Raw genomic sequence first — 24,051 nt, 5'->3', positions numbered from 1 at the left:
GTGTGAGTCTATGTCAAACGTTATCGTAAAAGAGAACGAGACTTTAGATAGCGCTCTTCGCAGATTCAAGAGAAGCTGTGCTAAGGCGGGAATCCAGCAGGAAATCCGTAAGAGAGAGCATTACGAGAAGCCAAGCGTTCGTCGTAAGAAAAAATCTGAAGCCGCAAGAAAACGTAAATATAATTAATTGTGCGCAAAAATCCCTGGCTGTATGGTCAGGGATTTTTAATTAAATAGAAACAGGAACGTTTGACGAAGGAAAGAAATATGAATTTGTTTATTAAACTGATTATCAAACCATTGCGATCGCTCCTTAAATTATTATTTAATCGAATTTTTTATGTAGCTCTGGCTCTTGTTGTGCAGCTGGCATGGTTGCTGATCGCCCTTTTCCGGCTTATGGAATACTCCAGATGGGTGACGATCGGAATGCAGGCCATAGGTTTTCTGGTTGTTCTGTGGATCGTAAATAAAAAGATCAATCCATCTTATAAGCTCGCCTGGACGATGCTGATCCTTATTTTTCCGGTATTTGGTGTTTCCCTGTACCTTCTTTTCGGTAAGTCACGGATCGGCACTGTAATGGAGCAGCATTATCAGAATCTTATTGATGAAACTGCTGAATACCTGGAAGGCTCAGAGCTCACAAGAAAACGTTTAAACGAAGACGACCGTTCCATGAGGATCCAGTCGGATTACATCTGGCAATATTCAAGATATCCGGTTCACGAGAATACCACAGCAGAGTATTTTCAGGTAGGAGATGATATGTTTCCGGTTCTGGTGCATGAACTGGAGCAGGCAAAGCATTTTATTTTTATCGAATATTTCATCATAAATGATGGGGTAATGTGGCAGACGATCCTTAATATCCTTGAAAAAAAGGCTAAAGAAGGAGTGGATGTCCGACTGATCTATGATGGCTTCGGCTGCCTTACCACATTGCCATACAAGTATGATCAGGAGATGCGCCGGCGAGGAATCAAATGCGAAGTATTCAACCGGTTCCGTCCGATTCTTAATATAATCCAGAATAACCGTGACCACCGTAAGATCTGTGTGATCGATGGCTGGACCGGTTTTACCGGCGGCATCAACCTGGCTGACGAATATATCAATCAGCGAAAACGGTTTGGCCACTGGAAGGATACAGCCGTTATGCTGAAAGGAGAAGGCGTCTGGAATATGACAGCTATGTTCCTGTATATGTGGGGAATCGTTACCAAAACAGATACTTCTCTTGATTTCGGAAATTATGTTCCGCACAGGTGGCACCCCAACGAATTTCCGGGAAACGGTTATGTCCAACCATTCTGCGATTCCCCCCTGGACGATGAGATCGTAGGAGAGAACGTTTATCTTAATATTATCAATCGCGCCAAAAACTATGTTTATATCTGCACACCATATCTGATCATAGATAATGAGATGATGACCGCCCTGTGCCTCGCTGCAAAAAGCGGTGTGGATGTCCGGATCATGACACCAGGTATCCCGGACAAAAAAATGGTATTCCTGCTGACACAGTCTTATTATAAGCAGCTTCTGGAAGCAGGTGTAAAGATCTACGAATACCAGCCGGGATTTTTACATGCAAAATCTTTTGTCTGTGATGACAAAGTAGGCGTCGTAGGAACCATAAATCTGGATTACCGAAGCCTTTATCTGCATTTTGAAGATGGTGTCTGGATGTATAAGAATGATGTGATCCTGGACATCCGGGATGATTTTACAGAAACTCTGGAGTACTGTGATCCCATTGATCTGGCATTCTGCCAGAAGAGAAATATTGTGGTACGTGCCATTCAGAACGTACTGAGAGTTTTTGCACCGCTATTATAAAAACTCTTTGACAGACAACTGTAAATTCTGTATGATATATCAGACGGGAGTTCAATGCTCCCGTCTGATATTGTCTAAAGAAAAATAATTTATAGATACATATGAAATTTTTAGTTATTGGAGGAATTGATTTGAGCCAGAACAAAGAAACAGAGATCCAGCTTCAGTACATTGAAAAATGTAAAGAACTTCTTGCCAAAAGCAGTACGAAACGTCCCACCTTCCACATCCAGAATGAAGGATGCCAGATGAACTCCATCCAGACAGAGTCTATTGCGGCCATCATGGAAAAAATGGGATATGAAATGGTAGATACCGAGGATGCTGATGCAGTTGTATTTAACACCTGCACAGTCCGGGAAAATGCCAATCAGAAGATCTATGGACATCTTGGACATTTAAAGAGCATCAAACGGGAGCACCCGGATATGAAGATCGTACTGTTCGGATGTATGATGCAGGAGCATCACGTAGTGGAAAAGATCCGCAAGGATTATAAATATGTAAATCTTGTATTCGGAACCCATAATATCCACAAATTCCCCGAGCTTTTTTACCGGACGCTGCAGACCGACGACCAGATCATTGATATCTGGAAGGAATCCGATGAGATCGTAGAGGGCATGCCAACTTCCCGCAAATACTCATTCAAAACAGGAGTCAGCGTAATGTTTGGCTGCAATAACTTCTGCAGCTACTGCATCGTTCCTTATGTCCGCGGCCGCGAAAAGAGCCGCGAGCCACAGGCCATCATTCGCGAGATCGAGGAACTGGTCGCAGATGGCGTTACTGAGATCATGCTTCTTGGTCAGAATGTAAACTCCTACGGAAAAACTCTGGAAACACCGGTAACCTTTGCAGAACTTCTGAAAGAAGTGGAAAAGATCGAAGGGCTGAAGCGTATCCGTTTTATGACTTCCCATCCGAAGGACCTGTCCGATGAGCTGATCCAGACCATGGCAGAGAGCCAGAAGATCTGTCACCATCTGCATCTTCCGCTGCAGTCCGGAAGCAGCAGAGTCTTAAAGGAAATGAACCGCCGTTACGACAAGGAGAAATATCTGGAGCTGGTAGATAAGATCCGTAAGGCGATCCCGGATATTTCGCTGACAACAGATATCATGGTCGGATTTCCGGGAGAAACAGAAGAAGATTTCCAGGAAACACTGGATGTTGTAAAAAAAGCAAATTACGATACTGCCTTCACATTTATTTATTCCAAACGAAGCGGAACCCCTGCAGCCGGCATGGAAAATCAGGTGCCGGAGGATGTGGTAAAAGACCGTTTCAGCCGTCTTCTTACCCTAGTACAGGAAAAGGGCCGGGAAAATTCCTCCCGTTTCCAGGGAACCATTCAGGAAATCCTGGTAGAAGACGAAAACCGGGAGAAAGGCACTCTTACTGGCCGTACCCAGCATAATCTCTTGGTTCATTTCCCGGGAGAAAAAGATCTCATCGGCAAATATGTAAAAGTAAGCCTGGATACCTGCAAGGGATTCTATTATTTCGGACATATCGTGGAAGAGTAGAATTATAGACAAGTCCCCACCCACTGCTTATTGCTTTTCGCAACCCCGTTGGGGACTTACCTGATTCGGCTAATTATAAGTTTATATTGCCCGCTCATTGCCATTATCGGATGAGCGGGCTTTTTTATTATAAAAATATTGTTTCTATTGACAAATACCCCATGAGGGTATATATTATTTCATATAAACAGGATACCCCATGAGGGTATTTATGGGAAAGGAGAGACAGCTTATGTCTGAAAAGAAAGTCTGTCCCTGCTGCTGTGAAAAACACACTGCGCGTTCAGAAGAGGAGAAAAAAAAGCTGATCAACCGTCTGAAACGTATTGAAGGCCAGATCAGAGGCATTATAGGAATGATGGAGAATGATGCCTACTGTAATGATATCCTGATCCAGTCTGCTGCAGTCAATGCTGCAGTGAATGCGTTTAATAAAGAGCTGCTTGCCAGCCACATCCGCACCTGCGTTGCCCGGGATATCCGGGAAGGTAAGGATGAGACCATTGATGAGCTGGTAGCAACCCTCCAGAAGCTGATGAAATAAAGGGACAAACTGGATTTTAGGAGGTACTGAAAGAAAATGGAACAATATAATGTAACTGGTATGAGCTGCGCCGCCTGCTCTGCCCGTGTGGAAAAAGCCGTATCGAAAGTTCCGGGGGTGAATAGCTGTTCCGTCAGTCTTCTGACCAACTCCATGGGAGTTGAAGGAACCGCTTCATCCGGTGAGATCATTGCCGCAGTGGAAGCCGCCGGATATGGTGCATCCTTAAAGGGCGGAACTGCCGGAGCGAAGATTTCCATGTCTGCGGCAGAAGAAGCGCTGGAAGATCATGAAACTCCGATCCTAAAGAAACGTCTTATCACATCCGTGGGATTTTTGCTGGTGCTGATGTATTTCTCCATGGGGCACATGATGTGGGGATGGCCACTGCCGAAATGGTTTGACGGCAATCACGTAGCCATGGGACTGATACAGCTGCTCCTGGCTGGTATCATTATGGTGATCAACCAGAAATTTTTCATCAATGGATTTAAGAGTCTGTGGCGCCGTTCCCCAAATATGGATACTCTGGTAGCTCTTGGCTCCATGGCATCCTTCCTGTGGAGCGTCTATGCACTGTTTGCCATGACAAGAGCACAGGTAGATGGAGATTCTGCTGCAGTTATGAATTATATGATGGATTTTTATTTTGAATCTGCAGCCATGATCCTGACACTGATCACCGTAGGAAAAATGCTGGAGGCCCGTTCTAAAGGAAAGACAACGGATGCGCTTAAAAGCCTTATGAAGCTGGCACCCAAAACTGCGGTCGTGGTACGAAAGGGACAGGAACTTACCGTTCCTATTGAGCAGGTTCAGAAAGGAGAAACCTTTGTCGTCCGCCCGGGAGAGAATATTCCGGTGGACGGAGTGATCCTGGAAGGAACCACCGCAGTCAATGAATCCGCACTGACCGGCGAGAGTATCCCGGTTGATAAAGAAACTGGAGATATGGTTTCTGCGGCAACTGTGAATCAGTCCGGATTTATCAAATGCGAAGCGACCAGAGTGGGAGAGGATACCACTCTTTCCCAGATCATCAAAATGGTCAGTGATGCGGCAGCCACCAAGGCACCGATCGCAAAGATCGCAGACCGTGTTTCCGGTGTGTTTGTACCGGCAGTGATCACAATCGCAGTGATCACAACGATCATCTGGCTTCTTGCAGGACAGACCTTCGGTTATGCTCTGGCAAGGGGGATTTCCGTTCTGGTCATCAGCTGCCCCTGCGCACTTGGCCTTGCAACACCGGTTGCCATTATGGTCGGCAACGGTATGGGTGCCAAAAACGGAATCCTTTTCAAAACAGCTGTTTCCCTGGAGGAAGCAGGAAAAGTCCAGATCGTCGCACTGGATAAAACCGGAACCATTACAAGCGGTCAGCCGGAGGTAACAGATATTCTCCCGGCAGAGGGAGTTACAGAAACAGAGCTTCTCTCTCTGGCCTGTGCACTGGAGAAAAAAAGTGAACATCCTTTGGCAAAAGCCGTTCTCAAAAAAGCCGAGGAAGAGAACCTTGCCACAGGTGAAGTAACCGGATTCCAGGCACTTCCGGGAAACGGACTTTCCGCTATACTTGGAAGTGACAAACTGACAGGCGGAAGCATGAAATTTATCAGCAGCCAGACAAAGGTTTCCGCAGACCTTAACAGGAGAGCCGAGCAGCTTGCAGAGCATGGAAAAACGCCCCTTCTTTTCACACGAAACGGTAAACTTCTGGGAATCATCGCAGTTGCGGATGTGATCAAGGAAGACAGTCCCCGTGCAGTAAAAGAGCTTCAGAACATGGGAATCCGTGTAGTTATGCTTACCGGTGACAATGAGCGTACCGCAAAAGCCATCGGAGCTCAGGCAGGAGTTGACGATGTGATCGCAGGAGTTCTTCCGGATGGAAAAGAAAGTGTGATCCGCGCTCTGAAGGAGCAGGGAAAGGTTGCCATGGTCGGTGACGGTATCAACGACGCGCCGGCACTTACAAGAGCCGATATCGGAATTGCCATCGGTGCAGGAACAGATATTGCCATTGATGCGGCAGATATCGTTCTGATGAAGAGCCAGTTAAGCGATGTTCCAGCGGCAGTACGTTTAAGCCGCGCCACACTTCGGAATATCCATGAGAATCTTTTCTGGGCATTTTTCTACAATATAATCGGCATTCCCCTTGCAGCAGGTGTCTGGATCCCGCTTTTCGGATGGACCTTGAATCCGATGTTCGGAGCTGCGGCCATGAGTCTTTCCAGCTTCTGTGTTGTAACAAATGCACTACGTCTGAATCTGTTTCAGATCCACAATGCAGCCAAAGACAAAACGATCAAAAATCCGGTAACATTACACATCAGTCATGATGAAAATATAAAAGAAGAAAAGGAGAACAAAACAATGGTAAAGGTAACGGTCAATGTAGAAGGAATGATGTGCGGACACTGTGAGGCCCACGTAAACAAAGCCATCCAGGCAGCTTTCGGAGCAGAAGATGTAGTTTCTTCCCACGAGAACGGAACAACTGTATTCTCTGTACCTGAGAAGGTTGACGAAGCAAAGGTTGAAGAAGTGATCAAGGAAGCCGGTTACGAGTTTAAGGGAATCACCCAGGAATAAACCGGATTTTTAAACCACATATTTGCCAAATGGCCAAAAGAAACAGTTCTGTAAAAGCGGAGCTGTTTCTTTTGGCTCATACAGAAAAAATTTTCCACTTCTATAAATCCGGCTAATATCTTTATAGTTTATTCTGAAAAAGCAGGATTATCCGCCAAATTGGTTTTTATTTTCAATTCTCTTATGCTATACTGATAGCGATTATGGATATAGGAACGATAACAGAAATCGTTAACATCATAGTAGTAGAGAGGAGCGCATTATGAGCGGATTTTTTGGAGTAGCATCGAAGGATGACTGTGTACTGGAGCTTTTTTACGGAGTGGATTACCATTCTCATCTGGGAACACGCCGCGGAGGTATGGCTGTTTACGGAGAACATGGATTTGACCGTGCCATCCACAACATTGAGAACACGCCTTTCCGTACAAAATTTGACGGAGATGTGGGTTCCATGAAGGGAAATATGGGAATCGGATGTATTTCTGATTATGAGCCTCAGCCCCTTCTGTTCAGTTCCAGGATCGGCAGCTTTGCCCTCACTTTTGTGGGAAAGATCAATAATTACGATGAACTTCTGCAGCAGCTGTATGATACGACCAAGGTACATTTTCAGGAGATGACCAACGGAACAGTCAATGTGACCGAACTGATCGCTGCACTGATCTGTGAAAAGGACAATTTTGTGGAAGGTATCCAGTACGTACAGGGACTGATCGACGGCTCCATGACTCTGCTTCTTATGACAAAAGACGGAATTTATGCAGCCCGTGACAAGATGGGCAGAACTCCTGTGGAAATTGGCCACAAAGAAGGGTCATACTGTATTTCCTTTGAAAGTCATGCCTATATCAACCTTGGATACGAAGATTATAAAGAACTTGGCCCCGGAGAGATCGTATTCGTAACAGCCGACGAAGTTAAAACTCTGGTTGAGCCCGGAAAGAAAATGAAGATCTGTTCCTTCCTCTGGGTTTACTACGGATATCCGACAGCCTCTTATGAAGGTGTAAATGTAGAGGAGATGCGCTACCGCTGTGGAAGCATGCTTGCAAAGAGAGACGGCGATTCCGTGCACCCGGACATTGTAGCCGGTGTTCCGGATTCCGGCATTGCCCATGCCATCGGATACGCCAATGAATCCGGCATTCCTTACGCAAGACCATTCATTAAATATACACCAACCTGGCCCAGATCTTTTATGCCGACCAATCAGAACCAGCGTAACCTTATTGCCAAAATGAAACTGATCCCGGTACGTGCGCTGATCAAGGATAAAAAACTTCTTCTCATAGACGATTCCATCGTACGTGGCACCCAGCTTCGCGAGACAACCGAATTTCTGTACCGCAGCGGAGCCAAAGAGGTTCATGTCCGTCCTGCCTGCCCGCCAATCATGTACGGCTGCAAATATTTAAACTTCTCCCGTTCCAAATCTGAGATGGAGCTGATCACCCGTCAGGTGATCGAGAAGAGAGAAGGCCCCAACTGTCCGCAGGAAGTTCTGGATGAATATGCAGATCCACATACAGAGAAATACGAGCAGATGGTACAGGATATCTGCAAGATGCAGAATTTTACAACTCTCCGTTATCACAGACTGGATGATCTTCTGGAATCCATTGGGATCGATCCTTGTAATGTATGCACATATTGTTTTAACGGTAAAGAATAAAAAATGTTTTGAAAATAGAGCTGCTGTTTCAGATGAACCTCCTTAACTCCCGGTTGCATTTTGGATATCTGCGGCTTATAATAAATGCGGATATATCTTTTGTGATATATCCGCGTTTTTTATATCAGTTTTTTATGTCATGGGAAATTATTTCGTAATGTTCCAATGACAGAGTATCACAAAAAAATTTTTCAGGAGTATAAACATGATTTTTCCTATAAAAGCCGTGATATTTGATGCAGACGGCGTCCTTCTGGATTCGCTCTCTGTTTGGAAGGAGCTTGGAAAACGATATATTACAGATCTGGGATATCAGCCGGTTGCGGAAATGGACGAAATCCTTTTTCCCATGAGTATGGAGCAGGGAGCAGCCTGGTTGAAAAACAGGTTTACTCTTGCGTATTCCGAAGAAAAGATCGTGATGGATCTGAAATCCCGGATCCGTAAATACTATTTTGAAGAGGTCCCGGCAAAATCAGGTGCCAGAGAACTTCTTCAATGTCTTGCAGAACAGAAAATCCCGGCTGCGGTGGCAACCTCAAGCCCCAGGGAACATATCTGCCGGGCGCTGGAAAGAAACGGACTTCTTTCCTTTTTTGATAAAATCTATACCACCAGTGAGATCGGAGAAAGCAAACATTCTCCGAGGGTCTATCTTACAGCTGCAGAAGCACTGGGAACGGAGCCATCCCGGACGCTGGTTGTGGAGGATTCACTCTACGCGTTGCAGACTGCCGGAAATGCAGGATTTCTGACTGCCAGTATTTATGACGCATTGGGAGAACCGGATCAGGAACAGATGAAAAAGGATGCCTATATCTACTGTCGGGATCTGACAGAGTTACAGAACCATATATTCACAGAAAACGGAGGAAACTAAAGATGAAAACAGCATTAACCATCGCAGGCAGCGATTCCAGCGGAGGAGCCGGAATCCAGGCCGATATTAAAACCATGATGGCAAACGGAGTATACGCCATGAGTGCCATCACCGCGCTGACTGCCCAGAACACCACCGGTGTCACAGCCATCCAGAATGCAACCGCAGAGTTCCTGGGTCAGGAGCTGGACTGTATTTTTACGGATATCTTTCCGGATGCAGTAAAGATCGGAATGGTTTCCGAAAGTGATCTGATCCATATGATCGCAGGAAAGCTCCGACAGTATCGGGCAAAAAATATCGTGGTGGACCCGGTTATGGTTGCCACAAGCGGTGCAAGACTGATCAGTGAGGAGGCGGTGGATGTTCTGAAGGAAGAACTGTTTCCTCTTGCAGATCTTCTCACCCCGAATATCCCGGAAACCGAGGTGCTTACCGGACGGAAGATCAAAAGCGCCGATGATATGATCGAAGCTGCAAAACAGGTTTCCGAGCAGTATCATTGTGCAGTTCTCTGCAAGGGCGGACATAAGCTCAATGATGCCAATGATCTTCTCTATGTGAATGGAACATATCAGTGGTTTGAGGGAAAAAGAATTGACAATCCCAACACCCACGGAACAGGATGTACTCTTTCCTCGGCCATCACTTCCAACCTTGCAAAGGGATTTTCCATGGTGGAATCTGTAAACCGTGCCAAGGACTATATTTCCGGAGCCCTTGCTGCCATGCTGGATCTGGGAAAGGGAAGCGGCCCTATGGATCATGGCTTTGCGATAAAGAACAGTTATACAGAGGAGGCATAAGATTATGACAGTTACAGAACGGATCACAGATCTTCGAAAACAAATGAAGGAAAAGGGAATCGATGCTTATCTGGTTCCGACCGATGATTTTCATGGTTCTGAGTATGTTGGGGATTATTTTAAATGCAGAAAATACATCACCGGATTTACCGGTTCTGCCGGAACTGCCGTGATCATGCAGGACATGGCCGGACTCTGGACAGACGGAAGATATTTTATCCAGGCTGCACAGCAGTTAGAGGGAACTCCGGTTACTCTGTTTAAGATGGGAGAACCGGACGTACCAACGATCCACAAATTCCTGGAAGAAAATCTGAAAGAGGGAATGTGTCTCGGCTTCGATGGCCGTACCGTAAGCGCAGAAGAAGCAGAGACGCTAGAAAGAATCCTTCAGAAAAAACAGGTACATTTTTCTGTAAATGAGGATCTCATCGGAAATATCTGGGATGATCGTCCGGCACTTTCCTGTGAACCGGTAATGGAATTATCCGAAAAATGGGCCGGAAGATCCAGAGCAGACAAGATCCGTGAGATCCGCAGCAAACTGAAAGAGAAGGGCGCAGACCTCTTTATCCTCACTTCCCTTGATGACATTGCATGGCTTTTAAATATCCGCGGAAATGATATCCACTGCTGCCCGGTAGTTCTTTCCTATCTTGTGCTGGATGACAGTGAGCTCCGTCTTTTTGTCAATGAAAAAGCCTTTTCGGATTCTGTTAAGGAAGCACTTTCCAAAGACGGTATTGCCATTTATCCATATGATGATATTTACACCTATGTACAGACGATTCCCGAAGAGAAAAAGGTATTTCTTTCCAGAAGCAATGTAAACAGCCGGCTGGTCAGCAGTATTCCAAAGACGGTAACGATCCTGGACGGTGAAAATCTGACCCTTCTCCCAAAAGCCATCAAAAATGAAACCGAAGTCCGGAATGAAAAGACAGCCCATATTAAAGATGGCGTTGCAATGGTGAAGTTTATCCACTGGCTGAAGAAGAATGTGGGAATGAAGGAGATCACCGAGCTTTCCGCTGCTGATAAGCTCTATGAATTCCGTTCCGCACAGGAGAATTTTCAGGGAAACAGCTTTGATCCCATCATTGCCTACGGTGCACATGGAGCCATTGTCCATTACAGTGCTACAGAAGAAACCAATATTCCACTTGAGCCAAAAGGGCTGGTTCTGATGGATACAGGCGGACATTATCTGGAGGGCACTACTGATATCACCCGCACCGTTGTACTTGGCCCGGTTACTGAAAAAGAAAAAAAATATTTCACAGCAGTACTCCGTGGACACCTGAACCTGGCAGCAGCAAAATTCCGTTACGGCTGTACCGGCCTGAATCTGGATGCCCTGGCTAGAGGACCTCTCTGGGCTATGGGAGAGGATTACAACCACGGAACCGGCCATGGCGTAGGTTATCTTCTCAATGTACACGAAGGACCGCAGAGCTTCCGCTGGAAAAGCCCTGCTGAGCTTCCGGCTCCTGTTCTGGAAGAAGGGATGATCACCTCCGATGAACCGGGATATTATGCGGAAAATGAATTCGGCATCCGTCACGAAAATCTTGTAGTTTGCAAAAAAGCCGAAAAAACATCCTACGGCCAGTTTATGAAATTTGAGCCACTGACTCTGGTCCCATTTGATCTGGAAGGTATCGATCCGGAACAGATGGAAGCAGGAGAGCGCAAATTGCTCAATCAGTATCATGCCCTTGTATACGAAAAGATTTCTCCGTATCTGAATGAAGAAGAGCAATCCTGGTTAAAAAAAGCCACACAGGAAATATAACCCGGAATTCACCTTAATATTTCCTTCCGACAGATACCATAAGAAACGCAAAACCATTTCAGGGATAAGAATAAATCCAACCAGGGAGGTACTTAGCGCCTATGAAAACAGAAAATAGAATTGATCACTACATCGATCTCCACGCACATCTGGACGGCTGCATTACAACAGAGATAGCCAGAAAACTTGCCGCATTGCAGCAGATCACGCTTCCGGCTGCCACAGATGAAGAGCTTCTTTCTCTCCTTTCTGTGCCGGATACCTGCGAAAATCTCAATGATTTTCTGAAATGCTTTGACCTGCCTCTTTCTCTTCTTCAGACAGAAGAGGCATTGGAAGAGGCTGTTTATCTTATTCTTTCTGAAATGAAGGAAGACGGTGTGATCTACGCAGAACTTCGTTTTGCCCCACAGCTCCATACACAGAAGGAAATGACTCAGGAAACAGCGATCCATGCTGCATTACGTGGTCTGAAAAGAACTCCCATCCCCGGTAATCTGATCTTATGCTGTATGCGCGGTGATCTTAACCAGAAAGAAAATCTGGAAACTCTGGAGCTGGCAAAAAAATATCTTGTTGAAGATGGTGGCGTGGTTGCTATCGATCTTGCAGGAGCCGAGGCACTCTTTCCAACAGAAAATTACGAGGCGCTTTTTGCAAAAGCAAGAGAATATCAGGTTCCATTTACCATCCATGCAGGCGAGGCCGGAAATGCAGAGGATGTAAAAACAGCTGTCCATATGGGGGCAGTCAGGATCGGTCATGGTGTGAGGATCGCGGGAAATAAGGAAGTGATACAGCTTGTAAAGGATAAGGGGGTTTTTCTGGAAATGTGCCCTACAAGCAATCGCCAGACAAAAGCTATGGAAGAAATGTCTGCTTATCCGCTGAAAACATTTCTCGAAATGGGACTTAAGGTAACCTTAAATACCGATGATCCGGCGATCGAAAGAACAACCCTTTCCCGGGAATTCCGATATATGGAATCTCTGTTAGATCTTACCCAGGAGCAGAAAAGGCTGTTGCTTCTGAATTCTGTGGAGGCAGCCTTTACTTCCAGGAACAGAAAATGGAAACTGAAAGAACAGCTTCTTTTCTGAACTGTATGAAAACTATCAGGCGAAAGGATAGCCCTGGACACCAATTTTGAACTGGAGCATGAAGATATGAGCCGTTTTTTTATTTCCGGGAATGGCACTGCACTGTCGCATGTATTGGAATGATCATAAAGAATAAACAGGACATCCGGATAGAAAATTTCTCATTACCCCATCTTGAACCCAAAATCCTTTTATGATAGAATTGAAAAATTATGTTGAGACGATACGAATTAACCGATGAAGAATGGATCCGTATAGCTTCATTACTGCCGCCTGAAAATTCTGGAAAACAGGGATGCCCACAAAAATGCAGCCGGACAATTCTGAATGGAATTGTTTGGATTGCTCGTAGCGGAGCTCCATGGCGAGACCTTCCAGAACGTTATGGCTCCTGGCAAACGGTTTATTCCCGTTTCCGTAAATGGATTGAAGACGGCACCCTTGATAATATTTTTCGTGTTTTGAGCTTAGAAGCCGAATTAACAGAACTGTCAATGGACGCTTCTATCGTCAAAGCTCATCAGCATAGTGCTGGAGCAAAAAAAGGGGGCCTCCAAACGAAATCGGACACAGCCGTGGTGGAGCCAGCACAAAAATCCATGCAGTTGTAGATGCATACGGTTATCCGGTTTATTTTATGATCCGTGAAGGGCAGCGTAACGATATCAATTACGCAATCCCTTTGCTGGATCATGTCAATCTAGGAAATGAGAGTACAGCTAATTGAATGAATCGAAAGGCTGTACTTTTGTTATAACTATAAAAGTTCTGGACAGCTACACTATCTGTAAATTATAACATATTATGCATCAGCTGCGATACAGGTATTTCCACAACAGTTACAAAAAGATGGTGAACCGGACTGAATCCACCATCTTTTTTCTTTATCTTCTGTTATTAATAACCTCTCTCGCCATATCTGCAAGTTCTCCGGCAGATAATTTTCCATCTATTTGCAGCAAATCATACTGGATGCCATCCTTATTCCAGTTAACGCTTTGAACCTGACTGACTTCAATCTGAGAAGCACTGTCATTGTAACTGAATATAACTTTTCCACTGGACTGGTCTTTTTTATCTTGTTCTGTCAATTCGTAATCATTTGATACCACTTTATTTATATAATGTACATAATACAAATTTGTTCCATTTACAGTGGCAATAATATCACCTGACGGAGTAAGTTTTGAGTTAAATTTCTGCTGTTCAAACGATACAACATCTCCATTCTTCTGATAATCAAAGGACACAGATTTAAAATTCTCAATTACATTTGCATTGCCATCCTTAAAACTGTTTTTTATAATATTGCCCTCTTTGAAGCAGTACCCGTTCTCAAAGGTATCAATCAATACCGGTCTATACCCAATATCCTTTGTAATCTGTTCTGACGTTGGAAGAGATGTATAATCAGCACGTGATGCAGATGAACCTGTCCACATTGAAATCTTTCCTGTTGCTGCCATAGCAGTAACTCCAATTGTAAGTGTTGCAGCTATCAACAAAGGTAATATTTTCTTTTTTGATCTCATAGTCGTTTGCTTCCTTTCTGTATCTGCGAAGTCAAGTTTTGCATAAACTCTCTGTCTGACATTCTCTGTATCAATATCAAGAGCATTGAGGGAAGCATCTGCCTGTTTTTGTATTCCCAATTCTTTAAGCAAATTTTTTCTTCTCATAATTTTTCCTCCGCATCCGATAACATTTTTCTGAGTTTTCTTTTTCCTCTTGAAAGTCTGGTCTTAACTGTAGAAATATTAAGTCCCATTGCTTTTGAAATATCCTTGATTTTTTCATCAAATTTATACCGCCTTACAAAAATCTCGCTGTCAGGTTCGCCAAGGCTCATAACTGTTTCCCATACATAATTATTGTGAAAATTCTCTTCCATGAAATTTTTGCCATCTGACAGCTCAATATCTTCAAGAGATGTATGGTCCATCTTTCTGTTTATCCGTTTCAGAGCAAAATTCCGGGCAACAGCAGCAAGATATGACCGTAATGTACCTTTCTGCAAATCTATCCTCCCGGTATTCTTCCAAAGTACAACAAACACATCTGCCACAATTTCTTCAATATCCTCTTTCGGCAGTGAATTGCCGGCCATATGATACAAAACAGTACTCAAATACGGCGTATAAATTCGGATTGCTTCATCTATTGAATTTTTTTCTCTGTTCCTGAGACGCTGCAAAAGTTCTTCTTCATCTGTCATATCAATCCTACTTTCTTTTTAATATTTTCAAAAATTAAAAGCTTTTAACCTTTACATTCTTATATATCTTGTCAAAGCGTAAAAAGTTTCAATTTTAGAAAATTATGATATTGATACACCACTTTACAACTTTTTTATAAAAAAATATCGTACAGGATTTCCTGATGTATAATGAATTTGGCATAAAACATTACAAAGGAAAGTGACCCTGTACGGCAAAAACATTATACAGCGAAAAAACACTGATAGGCAGACTTCAGCAATATTTTTTGATCTATTTTGAAACTTTTTCTGTTCCGACAGCAAATACCTTATTTCTGCTGATATTATCTATACTGAGCCGCACACAACGGTTCCAACTATCTGAATGGACACTGCTTTGTGAGAGTCATGCTCTGCGTACCTGTCTGGAATGGGGATAAAGTATCTCATCTTTCATTGCACATATACAGAGAAACTGGGTGAGAAAACAGTAAAAGCATATCGGATTGATCTAAGCAGTGTTTTGTTTTTGTCGCCTGTGAAGAGCAAGACAAAGAGAGGCTAGAGGAATATATTACGGAATTACATAAAAAATACAAATAGAACAGAGATTAAAAAAAGTGGATATTTCGTTGGCAATGGAAGAGGCAACGGAAAAAAATACTTTTATGAGAACCGATTTCCTTTCCGATGCATCTAATAAGTGTAAAAGTAAACATGAGTAGTAATCCGGCTGGACAAAAGGAGAAGACAAAGTTATGACAAAAGATGTATTTATTAAGGAGGTTCGGGATGCAGAAGCCATGCTGTATCATATATCAAAGTCCATTCTGAAGAATGACTCTGATTGTGGGGATGTTGTGCAGGAAACAATTCTTAAGGCATATGAAAAACTTCCCACTTTAAAGAAAGAAAAATATTTCCGAACATGGATCACAAGGATATTGATCAATGAATGCAAAGGGATTCTTCGGAAAAGAAAAAATGTTATTCCATATGAAGAATATATGGACAATATGAAAATGACTGAGGAGGACAGATACAGTCATTTGTATATGGCGATTATGGAACTTCCGGAGGATCTGAGGGTTTTGGTAACATTGTATTATTTAGAAGGATTTTCCTTGAAAGAGATCAGTGAGGCTCTGGATATTCCGGAAGGAACGATCAAAAGCAGACTTTCACGTGCAAGAGAGTTTTTGAAGGTGCAGTTATCCGAAGAAGAGAAAAGACCGGCAACTGGGAAAAACAACAAGCAATTAAAGAGAATAACAGGAAAGGGGAAAATGTCATGTTAGAGAAGAAATGGAATAATATCGCACCGGAAGTACCACAGGATTTTCATAATAAATTTGAAGATACACTAAAACAGATTGAACAGGCGGATTCAGTTGATAAAAAATACAAAAGAAAAAAAATCAGTGGACGATTATTGATTGCAGCAGCAGTAATCTGTACTGGTATGGCTGTTACTGTGGCTGCAAAAGAGTTCTTTAAATGGAATGATTACCTGGTGAAAAGACTGGATCCATCGGAGGAACAGCAGGAGACACTGCAGGAATCAACTTATATTCAGAATATAGACCAGTCTGTAACACAAAATGGTGTGACGGTTACCCTGACAGATTCTATTCAGGATCAGGGATTCCTGTATGCTTTTTTTGAAGTGAAAACAGAGGACAGTATTTCTATGACTGATCATACTTCTTTTGAGGAGATGACACATTTTAAGATCGATGGAAAAGAAGTATATGCAGTGGACGATAACAGATTTGGAAGTTTCAATACTGGGGTAGGACAGGATGTGTTACTGAAAACAGATCAAAATTCTACACATCTTAAATATTTTAACGCCTGTATATCTTATGACGGTGATTATGATCTGAGTAATAAAACAGTAGAAATCACATTAAAGAATCTTACGGAGGAAGGAGATTATGATACGACTGTTATTACAGATGGAACATGGGATTTTAAATGGACTCTGGGTGCAGTAAAGCCTCCGACAACTCTGGAAGTGAATCGGAAATGTGATTTTGGAGGTTATGAAATCACTGTGAAAGAAATGGAAGTAACGCCCCTTTTATGGTCATTATATCTTGATTATGATGAAGCTATGAAGGTGTATGAAGATGAAAAAAACAAATTTGAGTACGCAGGTACGGACTATGGCATGGATCTTTATGCCAGAACTAGTATTGACCAGGTGCGTTATAAAGATGGAACGGTTTTAACACTCGATCTGACCATGGGAGGCATCGCTGGCGGTGGAGAAAAACAGGATAAGGAAAATGGTGTCATGATCATCAGAAACAGCTTCCCGCAACTGGTTGATGTAGATAACCTGCAGGCGGTACATTTTGGGAACATTGACCAGTGGCTTGAAGTGCGGGAATAATAGTTTTTTCGGTGATACAGAAAAATCCTCCCATAATTAGATAATGAGAAAATAGGTAACCATACAGTCGGAAAAATGGCTCTGTAACAAAAGACCGTTTTTCCGGCTTTTCATTTTATCAGCAGTGAGGCATTCACACCGTTTGAAAATCTGTAAGAACTGAGTCATTGAGGTATGTCATGACGGGTAATCAAATATATGACATAGATTCTGCAATTGTAGAAAATAAGATTGACTTTTTGATTCTACAGATGTAAAATTAGAAAAGATTTCTACATCTGTAGAAAAATAGGGAGAACACAAGCTGAAGCGCAGACTCACAGACCACTATGATTACGATGTGACTATGTGGGATTCAATTGTGGTAAAAGAGTTGCTGCAGCGTATAAACTACATCAAATAGATACGGAGGATAAAATGTGCGGAATCTGTGGATTTACAGGTTACAGACAGGATCAGAAGACAGTAATTGAAAGGATGATGAAGGCCATTGAGCATAGGGGCCCGGATAGTGAGGGCTCTTTTTGCAGGGAGAAGATCACGCTGGGCTTTCGAAGACTTAGTATTATTGATTTAGAAGATGGGCAGCAGCCTATGGAAAGTGCGGACGGAAACCTTCATATTGTTTTTAATGGAGAAATCTATAATTATAAGGAACTGCGGGCAGAACTTGAGGCTTTCGGCATTTCTTTCTGTACTCATTCTGACACGGAGGTTCTGATAAATACTATTCAGCAGTATGGGGAGAAGGCACTGGATAAGCTCAGGGGAATGTTTGGGTTTGCTGTATGGAATGAACAGGAGCAGAGTTTGATGCTTGCAAGGGATTTTTTTGGAATTAAGCCTGTGTACTATGCCGAAATAGATGGACACTTTGTATTTGCTTCTGAAATTAAGAGTATCCTTGCATTTCCAGGCTATGAAAGGAAAGTAAATTAGAAGGCACTGGAGCAGTATTTGTCATTTCAATATTCCCCTCTGGAAGAAACTTTTTTCAGGGGGATTTATAAGCTTATGCCAGGTCATATGCTTTTATATAAAAACGGAAACTATGAGATAAAGACTTATTTCAAAACAAAGCTTGCACCAGGCCAATGGGACCGTAAGACGAATATGGAGCAGCTGCGGAATCAGCTTGCAGAGAATTTAAAGGATTCAGTGGAGCACCATATGTTAAGTGATGTGGAAGTCGGCGCGTTTTTATCCGGGGGAGTGGATTCCGGTTATCTGGCTTCTTCCTCTGGTGCAGATCAGGCATTTACAGTGGGATTCGATGAGGGAGACCGATATAGTGAAGTAAACAAAGCTGCCAAAGTGGCAGAAAAAGCTGGTTTAAAACACCATGTGAAAATCATATCCAAGCAGGAATTCTGGGATGCCCTTCCAGATGTTATGTATCATATGGATGAGCCCCTTGCTGATGCTTCTGCCGTTGCACTCTACTTTCTCTCAAAAGAGGCTGCAGGTCATGTCAAGGTTGTTCTTTCCGGAGAAGGAGCAGACGAGCTTTTCGGTGGATATAATATTTACAGAGAACCGGAATCATTGAAAAAAATTGCCTGGATTCCATTTGGTGTCAGACGTGTAATTGGAAAACTGGCTGCAAAGCTGCCGGATGTGAAGGGACGAGATTTCCTTATCCGTGCAGGAATGAAAGTGGAAGAACGTTTCATCGGAAATGCATATATTTACCGTGAAAAAGAGAAAGCGCAGATTTTGAAAAATAAAGTAACAGGACCTTCCACACAGGAATATTTAAGACCATTTTTTAAAGAACTTGAGTCAGAAAACAGAGGATCACTTCGAGACATGGAAAAAATGCAGTCTGTAGATCTGAGATACTGGCTTCCTGGCGATATTTTACAGAAAGCAGATAAAATGAGCATGGCACATTCATTGGAAGTCAGGGTACCATTTCTGGATAAAGAAGTTTTTGACTTTGCAGCAAAGCTTCCGAAAGAAGCCAAGATTGCAGCGGGTACAACCAAATATATTTTCCGTAAAGCTGTTTCAGAATTTCTTCCACAGGAAACCGATGAACGTAGGAAACTTGGTTTTCCAATTCCAATCCGTGTGTGGCTGCGGCAGGATGACTGGTATCAGAGGGTAAAGGAGTTATTTACCTCGAAAGAAGCAGAAGAGTTTTTTCATACAGATAAGCTTCTTTTACTTCTGAAAGAGCACAAAGAGAAAAAGGCAGATAACAGCCGTAAAATCTGGACAGTTTTGACATTCCTTATCTGGTATGATAGATTTTTTGCTACATGTTCGAAGTGAGAGAGTTGGTTATGAGACGGTAAAAATATAAATATACGAAAAATCCGTTGACAATGGTATTTGGGACTTTTATGATAAAACTCTATTTGTTTGTATAGAAACTTTCGGATTATTGGAGGAAGAGTTTAAGGAGTATGTGGGTGGAAATCTGAAAGATTTTACGGTTTTGGATGCTTTCGACTCATTGTTCTTAAATGGAAAGGCAAATTAGGAAGCGCAATTTCAGCAGTTTGCTTCCTTGGAAATCCACAATTGCAATCTGTGGCATCTAGGAAAGGAGTTATATTACTATCCTGTATATTTGTTGGATTTATTCTTTTGTTACTTTACAGAGAAATATTTGTTCATCTTAGCATAATTTACAGAAGAGAAAAATATAGTGCAGGTAGTAGTGTAAGAAATGTGATCGAACCAAAAGACCTTGGGATGCAGTCCGATTGTGACGATGCATGTAACTGGGATGATAAGGAGAATATTTATGATTGAAGCTGTAGCAGTACTTCCTTTTTTATAGTTGCAGGAACTCTATGGGGGATAATAGAAACTTTTAAATATAGGAAATTTTTTTCAAGAGACTGTGAAAACGGACAAATCTCCACTATTAAAGCGTACCGAATAAAGCGACGTGGATCCTGGCGGATTTTTGGTGACCGTATTCTAGATGAAAAATCGTTTCTGGTAATGAGGGAAAAGGAGTCAAAGTTAAAAATTCATTAATTCAATAGCGGGGTATTTTAAATGGCTGAACAAAATGTTTTTAATCTAATGCAAAACGATGAGATTGGACTGTTGTGGAAAAAGATATATCAATTACATCAAAAAACCAAAATTTATCTACTTACAGCCGAAGAAATATCAGAAAATGGGGATGCATTAATTCAGCCATTAAAAGAGCACCGGGATGCATATGATCATATTGTAAGGATTTTTGCAAGCACAACCAAAAAAGTGCCGGAAGGATACGATTACTATTCTTATATCAAAGGAAACCTTGAGAAAGCATATGGACATGAGTATCGTGCTTTTTTTGATACGGCAGACTGGCTTGCATACAATCTGCGGCATAATTTAAGAGAGCGCATAAATGTGATTCCATATAATAAAAGAAATCAATTAATCCCAAATTGCAAAGAAACAATCAAATTATTGAACCAATACCCATTTGAAATTTCTAATCTACGAAATGACAAGGATATAGTAAAAGAGTCTGACTCGGATGAGACAATAAAAGAATATGAAAATTTGCTTAAGCAATTAATAAAGTTATATAAAGAAATTGATTCAATTTGATGTTGCTACTAAAAACAATTAATAGACTGATTGATCGTCGAAAGGTATCTGTTTGTCCATATCAGTGATATGTTACTCCATAAGGAGAGTTCAGGAATATGTAGAATATTACACTTGCTAAAAAATCTGAGTGCAGAAGCGGCAGACCTTTTTTACAAGTGTAATACGGTTTTACTTTCAAGAGTGACTCAACGACTTGAATAATTGTGCGTCGCATTCTCGTTATTTCAGTGATGAGTTAGACGTGCAAATCTTTTCTAAAAAATACAAATAGAGGGAGTTTTATTGGACTAAATATTTTATAACAGCAGTTGCAGCCGGTATCTCATGATTTATAAAATGAGAATATCGGCTGCTTTTCATTATTTTTACCTCTAAAAGGTAATCTTCTGAAAACCAAAACTGTAGTTTGGATCTCAACTGAAAAAAATTAAATTTTTTTGTTACCATCCACTATTTTTTACGATATATAATATGAATGGAAATTTTTTTATTCAAAAAGGCGCCTTATCTGTTGCTGGTCAGATTATGGACAGTGACTTTTATCTTAAAGAAACCCGGAGGACAACCTGTAAATGAATGATGATGAAATTATAAACCTGTTTTTGAAAAGAGATGAGAATGGAATTATAGAATTGAGTACTAAGTATCATCCCTATTGCTACAAGATTGCCTGGAATTTATTGGCGAATAGAGAAGATGCCGAGGAATGTCTGAATGATACCTGGTTTTCAGTATGGTCACAGATTCCACCTACGCATCCTCCTGTATTGGCACACTTTTGCGGTCGGATTACAAGAAATCTTAGTATTGACTGCTTAAGGAAAAAGTTTGCAGGCAAGCGCCCGGATGTTCATATGGCAGATGTTATGGAGGAAATGGAGCAGCTAAATGTAACTTATACCGTGGAAGAACAGCTGGCGGAAAAAGAACTGATGGAAACCATAAATCGTTTTTTGGAAGAAATGTCTCCAAAGGACAGAAATATTTTTGTACGAAGATACTGGTTTTTAGATCCTGTTTCTGCAATATCCAAAAGGCATCATATGTCAGCGGGAAGCGTGAAAATGAATTTATACAGAAACCGGAAAAAGCTGTTGAAACTGTTGGAAAAAGAAGGAGGACGCATATGAAAAAGTTTGATTTTTCAAAAGAATTTGGTAATATTGATCCGAAATATATAGAGGAAGCAGAGCGGGAATGGAGTGAAAAAAAGGAAAACCGGAGACCAAAAGGGTGGAGCAAAGCAGCAGCTGCCTGTGTGATCGTCACCTTGGGTTCTGTTATCTTTTCTAATCCACATATCCAGGCTGCAATAAAAAATATTACATTGTCCATAGGAGAAACCCTTGGTTTCCCAAAAGGCATTGAATCTTATACGGAAGTGTTGAATACCTCTAAGGAAGACAAAGGAATTACTGTAACATTAAAAGAAGTTGTTCTGGATAATGGGGTTCTGTTAACAAAGGTGCATGCAGAAAAAACATCTTCCGGGCAAAAGGACACGGATGATGTCCAGGATGACTGGACCTTTGCCAATACACAGCTTGACATTGATTATCAGAAAACTACAATAAATGGACAGAAAATTGAAGAATACGAAAGCGGACACCTTCTGCCATATTCGGACGAAGATTTGCTAAATACTGGACTGGATGAAAATGTCTATGATGCTGTTCTGGAATCCCGGTTTTCCCTTGATGGTGATTTGGGAGAAAATCCAGAAGTACATTTGGTACTCGGTGCCTATCAAAATGAAAATCTTGGCGAAGATTATTTCGCAGAGTTTGAGTTTGATTTTTCTATTCCCCATGAGGAGCTTATGAAACAGACAGTTCATAAAAAGCTGGAAGATGTTTCTGTTAAAACAGAAGAAGGAACCGTAAAATTAACAGACTTTTCCATGAATAAACTGCAAAGTATAATTAAGGCAGAAATTCCGGAAGAACTTGAGGAAAAGCTGTATAATGGTAATGAGATGATGCTTATGGGGACAGACAGTAAAGGAAATCAGGTACAGTATGAACTGCGCAGTAATTCGGCAGCAGATGGTAAAACTCAATGGAGTTTTAAAACCAGTTTCTGGGGCATGTATCAGCTGGATTCTGACGGTCCGGTTCTTTTGCTCCCGGATATTGACAGCGATTATCTGGAATTACAGCTTTATACCAGAGAACCTTACATGGCTGCTGCAGACACTGTCTGGGGTGATGACGATTTTGTAGAAATTGGTGAGACTACAGAAGAGGTAGAAGAAGTTCCAGAGGATACTTTGGAGGGAGAAAATCCGTCAGATGCAGAGGATCAGGTTGAAACTCAAATTATCGGAGGGGCAGATGCTCCCACAGAAGTAAGGCTTCAAGACGATACAGACCAGAAAGAAAATACCGACGCAGCAGATAAAACGGATGAAGATTACGGAACCGAAGAAAGCGCATATTATGATGGAGCTACAGGTGAAATCACTGCAGAATCCGGCTGGACACCTGTCGGGGATAAAATAAGGATTCAGATTAAGTAGAGAAACGTGAATCTGTTTTCAAAAATCCCATGTCAAAGAAGCTTTGCATACCTGTTTTTTCGCTGTAAAAGGTAAATTGCTTTTCATTTGGCAGAAATTTTTATATAATCCAAGTGAGAAAGCAAAACCGATTGGAAGAACAGGAGCAGAGCAATATGAATATTGGAACGCAGATACTAAAAATACGAAAAGAAAAGGGACTGACCCAGGAGGAATTTGGAAAAATATTTCATGTTACCAGACAGACTGTGTCTAATTGGGAAAATGAAAAGAGCTATCCGGATCTGCAGATTCTCATAGACATCAGCAACCGTTTTGATATTTCTCTCGATGTCTTAATAAAGGAAGATGTCAAAATGGTAAAAACCATGGATAAAGAAAGAGTGCTTGGATCATTGAAACGGGAAAAGTCTGTTATTGACTTTTTTACTGGTGCAGGAACTGGAATTGTAATTTCCTGCCTGTTTTCAGCTGATACAATGGTCAGAACGGTTACCATTGTATTAGGCGTGGTCATGATCGGAATTGGCTGGTACCAGGAAGCAAAATATGACAAAAGATTGTTCAGATATATGAATAATGAAGAACGGTGAGGTGGA

21 protein-coding genes are annotated in these 24,051 nt (G+C 42.1%); 19 read left to right on the top strand and 2 right to left on the bottom strand.

The window, feature by feature from the left end; translation table 11 throughout:
• Positions 1-10: 10 nt before the first annotated feature.
• The 11 genes from rpsU to DW694_RS12735 all read left to right on the top strand — a co-directional run bounded on the left by rpsU (position 11) and on the right by DW694_RS12735 (position 13,380).
• Positions 11-187 (top strand): 30S ribosomal protein S21, encoded by a 177-nt coding sequence (gene rpsU, locus DW694_RS12785; protein ID WP_004222305.1) that lies wholly within the window; start codon positions 11-13, stop codon positions 185-187.
• An 80-nt stretch (positions 188-267) separates the two neighbouring features.
• The gene (gene cls, locus DW694_RS12780) at positions 268-1,842 is read left to right on the top strand and encodes a cardiolipin synthase (protein WP_118608712.1); all 1,575 of its coding nucleotides are present in this window, start codon (positions 268-270) and stop codon (positions 1,840-1,842) included.
• A gap of 131 nt (positions 1,843-1,973) precedes the next feature.
• The gene (gene miaB, locus DW694_RS12775) at positions 1,974-3,371 is read left to right on the top strand and encodes a tRNA (N6-isopentenyl adenosine(37)-C2)-methylthiotransferase MiaB (protein WP_331522966.1); all 1,398 of its coding nucleotides are present in this window, start codon (positions 1,974-1,976) and stop codon (positions 3,369-3,371) included.
• 232 nt (positions 3,372-3,603) lie between these two features.
• Positions 3,604-3,915: a metal-sensing transcriptional repressor gene (locus DW694_RS12770; protein WP_118368760.1), complete on the top strand. Its 312-nt coding sequence runs from the start codon at positions 3,604-3,606 to the stop codon at positions 3,913-3,915.
• Between the two features lie 36 nt (positions 3,916-3,951).
• Positions 3,952-6,513 (top strand): heavy metal translocating P-type ATPase, encoded by a 2,562-nt coding sequence (locus tag DW694_RS12765; protein ID WP_118608714.1) that lies wholly within the window; start codon positions 3,952-3,954, stop codon positions 6,511-6,513.
• Positions 6,514-6,775: 262 nt separating this feature from the next.
• Positions 6,776-8,188, top strand: coding sequence for an amidophosphoribosyltransferase (locus DW694_RS12760; RefSeq protein ID WP_022427230.1), 1,413 nt, complete (start codon positions 6,776-6,778; stop codon positions 8,186-8,188).
• Between the two features lie 205 nt (positions 8,189-8,393).
• On the top strand, positions 8,394-9,068 hold the full coding sequence (locus DW694_RS12755; protein WP_022427229.1) for an HAD family phosphatase: 675 nt from the start codon (positions 8,394-8,396) through the stop codon (positions 9,066-9,068).
• Positions 9,069-9,070: 2 nt separating this feature from the next.
• Positions 9,071-9,874, top strand: coding sequence for a bifunctional hydroxymethylpyrimidine kinase/phosphomethylpyrimidine kinase (gene thiD, locus DW694_RS12750; protein ID WP_022427228.1), 804 nt, complete (start codon positions 9,071-9,073; stop codon positions 9,872-9,874).
• Positions 9,875-9,878: 4 nt separating this feature from the next.
• The gene (locus DW694_RS12745) at positions 9,879-11,669 is read left to right on the top strand and encodes an aminopeptidase P family protein (protein ID WP_022427227.1); all 1,791 of its coding nucleotides are present in this window, start codon (positions 9,879-9,881) and stop codon (positions 11,667-11,669) included.
• Between the two features lie 101 nt (positions 11,670-11,770).
• On the top strand, positions 11,771-12,769 hold the full coding sequence (gene add, locus DW694_RS12740) for an adenosine deaminase (RefSeq protein ID WP_022427226.1): 999 nt from the start codon (positions 11,771-11,773) through the stop codon (positions 12,767-12,769).
• 212 nt (positions 12,770-12,981) lie between these two features.
• Positions 12,982-13,380 carry an IS5 family transposase gene (locus DW694_RS12735; protein WP_227574064.1) on the top strand — a complete coding sequence of 133 codons (399 nt, stop codon included), beginning with the start codon at positions 12,982-12,984 and terminating at the stop codon, positions 13,378-13,380.
• Between the two features lie 273 nt (positions 13,381-13,653).
• Here the strand turns inward: DW694_RS12735 and DW694_RS12730 are convergent, their stop codons facing one another.
• The gene (locus DW694_RS12730) at positions 13,654-14,448 is read right to left on the bottom strand and encodes a hypothetical protein (protein WP_118753133.1); all 795 of its coding nucleotides are present in this window, start codon (positions 14,446-14,448) and stop codon (positions 13,654-13,656) included.
• Positions 14,445-14,984 carry a sigma-70 family RNA polymerase sigma factor gene (locus tag DW694_RS12725; RefSeq protein ID WP_092070503.1) on the bottom strand — a complete coding sequence of 180 codons (540 nt, stop codon included), beginning with the start codon at positions 14,982-14,984 and terminating at the stop codon, positions 14,445-14,447. The genes DW694_RS12730 and DW694_RS12725 overlap by 4 nt, the downstream gene beginning before the upstream one ends.
• A gap of 740 nt (positions 14,985-15,724) precedes the next feature.
• Between DW694_RS12725 and DW694_RS12720 the strand changes: the two genes are divergently transcribed.
• The 8 genes from DW694_RS12720 (at position 15,725) to DW694_RS12690 (ending at position 24,045) form a co-directional block, all read left to right on the top strand.
• Positions 15,725-16,264 carry an RNA polymerase sigma factor gene (locus DW694_RS12720; protein WP_118753132.1) on the top strand — a complete coding sequence of 180 codons (540 nt, stop codon included), beginning with the start codon at positions 15,725-15,727 and terminating at the stop codon, positions 16,262-16,264.
• Complete coding sequence (locus DW694_RS12715) at positions 16,258-17,364, top strand: DUF4179 domain-containing protein (RefSeq protein ID WP_118753131.1); 1,107 nt, start codon at positions 16,258-16,260, stop codon at positions 17,362-17,364. The genes DW694_RS12720 and DW694_RS12715 overlap by 7 nt, the downstream gene beginning before the upstream one ends.
• Before the next feature lie 417 nt (positions 17,365-17,781).
• Entirely contained in the window at positions 17,782-18,303 is a 522-nt protein-coding gene (locus DW694_RS17510; RefSeq protein WP_353615820.1) for a hypothetical protein, read from the top strand.
• Between the two features lie 6 nt (positions 18,304-18,309).
• Complete coding sequence (gene asnB / locus DW694_RS12710; RefSeq protein WP_353615822.1) at positions 18,310-19,641, top strand: asparagine synthase (glutamine-hydrolyzing); 1,332 nt, start codon at positions 18,310-18,312, stop codon at positions 19,639-19,641.
• A 738-nt stretch (positions 19,642-20,379) separates the two neighbouring features.
• Positions 20,380-20,931, top strand: a complete 552-nt coding sequence (locus tag DW694_RS12705) for a hypothetical protein (protein WP_118753130.1) — start codon at positions 20,380-20,382, stop codon at positions 20,929-20,931.
• A gap of 575 nt (positions 20,932-21,506) precedes the next feature.
• Positions 21,507-22,064, top strand: coding sequence for a sigma-70 family RNA polymerase sigma factor (locus DW694_RS12700; protein WP_059085740.1), 558 nt, complete (start codon positions 21,507-21,509; stop codon positions 22,062-22,064).
• Positions 22,061-23,452: a DUF4179 domain-containing protein gene (locus DW694_RS12695; RefSeq protein ID WP_118071921.1), complete on the top strand. Its 1,392-nt coding sequence runs from the start codon at positions 22,061-22,063 to the stop codon at positions 23,450-23,452. Before DW694_RS12700 ends, DW694_RS12695 begins: the two co-directional genes overlap by 4 nt.
• Positions 23,453-23,607: 155 nt before the next feature.
• Positions 23,608-24,045 (top strand): helix-turn-helix transcriptional regulator, encoded by a 438-nt coding sequence (locus DW694_RS12690; protein ID WP_118753129.1) that lies wholly within the window; start codon positions 23,608-23,610, stop codon positions 24,043-24,045.
• Positions 24,046-24,051 lie beyond the last annotated feature (6 nt).

The organism is Ruminococcus sp. AM26-12LB (assembly GCF_003480785.1).
Classification (GTDB): Bacteria; Bacillota; Clostridia; order Lachnospirales; family Lachnospiraceae; genus Blautia_A; species Blautia_A fusiformis.
This window is presented reverse-complemented; position numbering and strand designations above follow the sequence as displayed.

Bases quoted from the DNA above. Each gene is read 5' to 3' on its own strand.
- rpsU (WP_004222305.1), top strand. From the start codon at position 11: ATGTCAAACGTTATCGTAAAAGAGAACGAGACTTTAGATAGCGCTCTT.
- cls (WP_118608712.1), top strand. From the start codon at position 268: ATGAATTTGTTTATTAAACTGATTATCAAACCATTGCGATCGCTCCTT.
- DW694_RS12770 (WP_118368760.1), top strand. From the start codon at position 3,604: ATGTCTGAAAAGAAAGTCTGTCCCTGCTGCTGTGAAAAACACACTGCG.
- DW694_RS12765 (WP_118608714.1), top strand. From the start codon at position 3,952: ATGGAACAATATAATGTAACTGGTATGAGCTGCGCCGCCTGCTCTGCC.
- DW694_RS12760 (WP_022427230.1), top strand. From the start codon at position 6,776: ATGAGCGGATTTTTTGGAGTAGCATCGAAGGATGACTGTGTACTGGAG.
- DW694_RS12755 (WP_022427229.1), top strand. From the start codon at position 8,394: ATGATTTTTCCTATAAAAGCCGTGATATTTGATGCAGACGGCGTCCTT.
- thiD (WP_022427228.1), top strand. From the start codon at position 9,071: ATGAAAACAGCATTAACCATCGCAGGCAGCGATTCCAGCGGAGGAGCC.
- DW694_RS12745 (WP_022427227.1), top strand. From the start codon at position 9,879: ATGACAGTTACAGAACGGATCACAGATCTTCGAAAACAAATGAAGGAA.
- add (WP_022427226.1), top strand. From the start codon at position 11,771: ATGAAAACAGAAAATAGAATTGATCACTACATCGATCTCCACGCACAT.
- DW694_RS12735 (WP_227574064.1), top strand. From the start codon at position 12,982: ATGTTGAGACGATACGAATTAACCGATGAAGAATGGATCCGTATAGCT.
- DW694_RS12730 (WP_118753133.1), bottom strand. From the start codon at position 14,448: ATGAGAAGAAAAAATTTGCTTAAAGAATTGGGAATACAAAAACAGGCA.
- DW694_RS12725 (WP_092070503.1), bottom strand. From the start codon at position 14,984: ATGACAGATGAAGAAGAACTTTTGCAGCGTCTCAGGAACAGAGAAAAA.
- DW694_RS12720 (WP_118753132.1), top strand. From the start codon at position 15,725: ATGACAAAAGATGTATTTATTAAGGAGGTTCGGGATGCAGAAGCCATG.
- DW694_RS12715 (WP_118753131.1), top strand. From the start codon at position 16,258: ATGTTAGAGAAGAAATGGAATAATATCGCACCGGAAGTACCACAGGAT.
- DW694_RS17510 (WP_353615820.1), top strand. From the start codon at position 17,782: ATGTGCGGAATCTGTGGATTTACAGGTTACAGACAGGATCAGAAGACA.
- DW694_RS12705 (WP_118753130.1), top strand. From the start codon at position 20,380: ATGGCTGAACAAAATGTTTTTAATCTAATGCAAAACGATGAGATTGGA.
- DW694_RS12700 (WP_059085740.1), top strand. From the start codon at position 21,507: ATGAATGATGATGAAATTATAAACCTGTTTTTGAAAAGAGATGAGAAT.
- DW694_RS12695 (WP_118071921.1), top strand. From the start codon at position 22,061: ATGAAAAAGTTTGATTTTTCAAAAGAATTTGGTAATATTGATCCGAAA.
- DW694_RS12690 (WP_118753129.1), top strand. From the start codon at position 23,608: ATGAATATTGGAACGCAGATACTAAAAATACGAAAAGAAAAGGGACTG.